The 3,015-nt window shown below is 61.5% G+C and carries 3 protein-coding genes; 1 reads left to right on the top strand and 2 read right to left on the bottom strand.

All coding sequences use genetic code 11. From position 1 onward, the window contains the following. Positions 1-636 precede the first annotated feature (636 nt). The gene (locus EOA29_RS30955; protein WP_126091167.1) at positions 637-1,023 is read left to right on the top strand and encodes a DUF2794 domain-containing protein; all 387 of its coding nucleotides are present in this window, start codon (positions 637-639) and stop codon (positions 1,021-1,023) included. Between the two features lie 155 nt (positions 1,024-1,178). Here the strand turns inward: EOA29_RS30955 and EOA29_RS30950 are convergent, their stop codons facing one another. Both EOA29_RS30950 and EOA29_RS30945 read right to left on the bottom strand, forming a co-directional pair. Next, positions 1,179-1,757 carry a GNAT family N-acetyltransferase gene (locus EOA29_RS30950; protein ID WP_126091166.1) on the bottom strand — a complete coding sequence of 193 codons (579 nt, stop codon included), beginning with the start codon at positions 1,755-1,757 and terminating at the stop codon, positions 1,179-1,181. A gap of 116 nt (positions 1,758-1,873) precedes the next feature. Further along, positions 1,874-2,614, bottom strand: a complete 741-nt coding sequence (locus EOA29_RS30945; protein WP_126091165.1) for a Bax inhibitor-1/YccA family protein — start codon at positions 2,612-2,614, stop codon at positions 1,874-1,876. Between the last annotated feature and the right edge of the window lie 401 nt (positions 2,615-3,015).

Raw genomic sequence — 3,015 nt, 5'->3', positions numbered from 1 at the left:
TCAGACATCAGAAAATAGAAACCATCGACCTCAATGCCCTCGCCCGATAGCATGCAAAACTGTTCGCGATGTCTTCGCACACCTGTTCGCGATGTCCCCGGTCCAAACACCCTTGTGGGAGAAGGTGTCGCCGAAGGCGACGGATGAGGGGTGTTCCAGCGGAGTGAGACGTCGGCGTTCCCTGGAGCACCCCTCATCCGTCTCGGCGCTGCGCGCCGATCCACCTTCTCCCACAAGGGGAGAAGGGGGCGCTCCAGCCATTAAAAAACCGGCGTCAGCTTGCTTCTGACGCCGGTCATTCAGGTTTTGGGATCGTCGCACCTGATTTTTCCAAGGAAAAACCGAGGTTGGTTCGATCCGACGCTGACCCGTGGGCGGGGGGCTTGGGGTTTACGAGCCGGTGCCGGACCGAACCGTCTCAGGCAACGCCGGTAAACTCGTTGGACATTGGGGCATGAGCGCGGATAATTTGTGGCGACAATGTGGCGAAGCATCACCAATGACAACACACGTTTCGCAAACGTGACTGGACCTTTCGGAAACCGCGCGACGCTCCGCGTGCTTCGCCGGCCCTTGCAATTCGACCGCGAAAGCGCGAACCTTGGCTGGCGCACGATTCAATCGAAGGATTGACGCATGACCGATCACAGCAGCGGGATGGAGGATGGGGAAGCATCCGGAATATTGATCCCGCTACACGAGGCGCGGCGCGAACGCCTCGATCAGCCGGTACGCTTTGACCGGCGCGAACTCGACCAGATCCTGAGGCTCTATGGACGCATGGTGGCGGCCAACGAATGGCGCGACTATGCGATCGATCATCTCTCTGATCGCGCTGTGTTTTCGGTCTTCCGCCGCGCCAGCGAGGTGCCGCTGTTCCAGATCGTCAAGGACCCGAAGCTGGCGCGCCGGCAAGGCGCCTTCGCCGTCATCGCCGCCGGCGGACGCATCCTGAAGCGCGGCCAGGAACTCGGCCGCGTGCTCGGCGTGTTCGATCCCAAGCTGAAACTGGTGCAGGCCTGAGTTGGGAATTGAAGAACTGGAATTGAGGAACTGAAGAACTGAAGAACTGAAGAATTGAAGAACTGAGGAATGACGAGTTGAAGAATAAGGCGCTTGGCGCGCCCGGTGTAACCGTCGCCTTCTTTTGTTCTTCAGTTCCTCAATTCCTCAATTCTTCAGTTCCCCTTGAGCCCCTCCCGGAATTTCCGCTCGGGCAGCGCCTCCGGATCCGGAGGCAGCTCTGCGCCGCCATTGAGCGGCAGTTGCATGAACACCGTGTCCAGCCAGCGCCCGTGCTTGTAGCCCGACCCTTCCAGGCGCCCGGAATGACGGAAGCCAAGCTTCTCATGCAGCCGCACGGAAGCGCTGTCGGCATGGCCGTCGCCGATCACCGCGATGATCTGGCGAAAGCCGGCCAGGCGAGCCGCCTCGATCAGCGCCTGCATCAGCAGGAAGCCGACACCCTGCCCCTTGGCCTCGGGCGCGACATAGACCGAGTCCTCGACGACAAAGCGATAGGCGGGCCGCGGCCGGAACGGTCCGGCATAGGCATAGCCGAGCACCGAGCCATCCTTCTCCGCCGCGAGATAGGGAAAGCTGCCCGCCGCTAAGCTGTCGAATCGATTGCCCATTTCGGCGCGGCTGGGCGGCTCCAGTTCGTAGCTCGCCGTGCCGTGAGAGACCGCGTCGGCATAGATTTCGGTGATTCGGTCGAGGTCTGCCGCGGTCGCGGCTCTGATTGAAATACTGCTCATAATTTGTGCAAATCACTTTCCTGCCTCGATAACAGCAGAGGAACACACAAAAGGAAAGGGCGGCCGTTGGGCCGCCCTTTCCGAAGTCTATGGTCCAGCCGGACCGTGAGCCCGTCTTAGCGGCGGTCGCCCATGAACTGCAGCAGGAACATGAACAGGTTGATGAAGTCGAGATAGAGCTGCAGGGCGCCCATGATCGCCTTGCGGCCGGCAACGTCCGCGACATCACCCTCGAAATACATCTCCTTGATCTTCTGCGTGTCGTAGGCGGTCAGGCCCGCGAACACCAGCACGCCGATCGCCGAGATGGCGAAGGCAAGCGCCGAAGACGCCAGGAAGATGTTGATGACCATGGCGATCAGCAGGCCGATCACGCCCATGATCAGGAACGAGCCGACGGGCGTCAGGTCGCGCCTGGTCGTGTAACCATAGAGCGACAGGGCGCCGAAGGCTGCGGCCGTGGCGAAGAAGGTCTGGGTGATGCTGGTGCCGGTGTAGACGAGGAAGATCGTCGACAGCGACAGGCCGACAAGGCCGGCATAGACCCAGAACGTGGTCTGCGCCGCCGCCACGCTCATCGACTGGATCCTGAACGACAGGAACATCACGGCAGCCAGAGGCGCCAGGATGACGACCCAGCGGAACGCACTTGCGTAGATGAGCTGGCCGAAGGCGGTCAGTTGGCCATCGCCCGTGACGGCGAGCTGGAACGCGCCCCAGGCGGCAAGGCCGGTGATGAGCAGGCCAAGCCCCATCAGGTTGTAGACTTTGATCATATAGGCCCTGAGGCCCTGATCGATATCGACGCGCGCGCCGGGGGCGGCGGACGTCTGGTAGTTGCGAATGGGATCAGCCATTGAAAATCCTCTGTTGCTTCTGCCCCGTCCGGTGACAGGTCCCCTGGAATGACCACTTTGGAAGTGACCCCTTTGGACCAGGCGCCGCTGGCAGGGGCTCCAGCATGCCTGCGCAAAATATGATGGTTCTTGACGTCAAGAACAAGACGGTAACCGCGTGCAACGCCGCGTGAGAAGGCAAAAGGCCGGTTTCCGGCCCTTCCGCGCGGCATTGTTACGAAGATTTAACGCGAGGGTCGATCTTCAGGGCGCGGTATCAGAGGTTGCGCAACACCGGCGCCGCCTTGTGGCCGAGCACCCGCCAGGTGCCGGCGAGGCCGATGCCGACGGTGACCGCCAGCGAGACGAGGATCGTCGCCACCGCCACTTGCGGCATGAAGTGCGACGGCAGCGTCATGATA

The sequence above is a fragment of the Mesorhizobium sp. M1E.F.Ca.ET.063.01.1.1 genome (assembly GCF_003998155.1).
Classification (GTDB): domain Bacteria; phylum Pseudomonadota; class Alphaproteobacteria; order Rhizobiales; family Rhizobiaceae; genus Mesorhizobium.
Note: the sequence above shows the minus strand (reverse complement) of the source record. Positions and strands in the feature narration are given on the sequence as shown.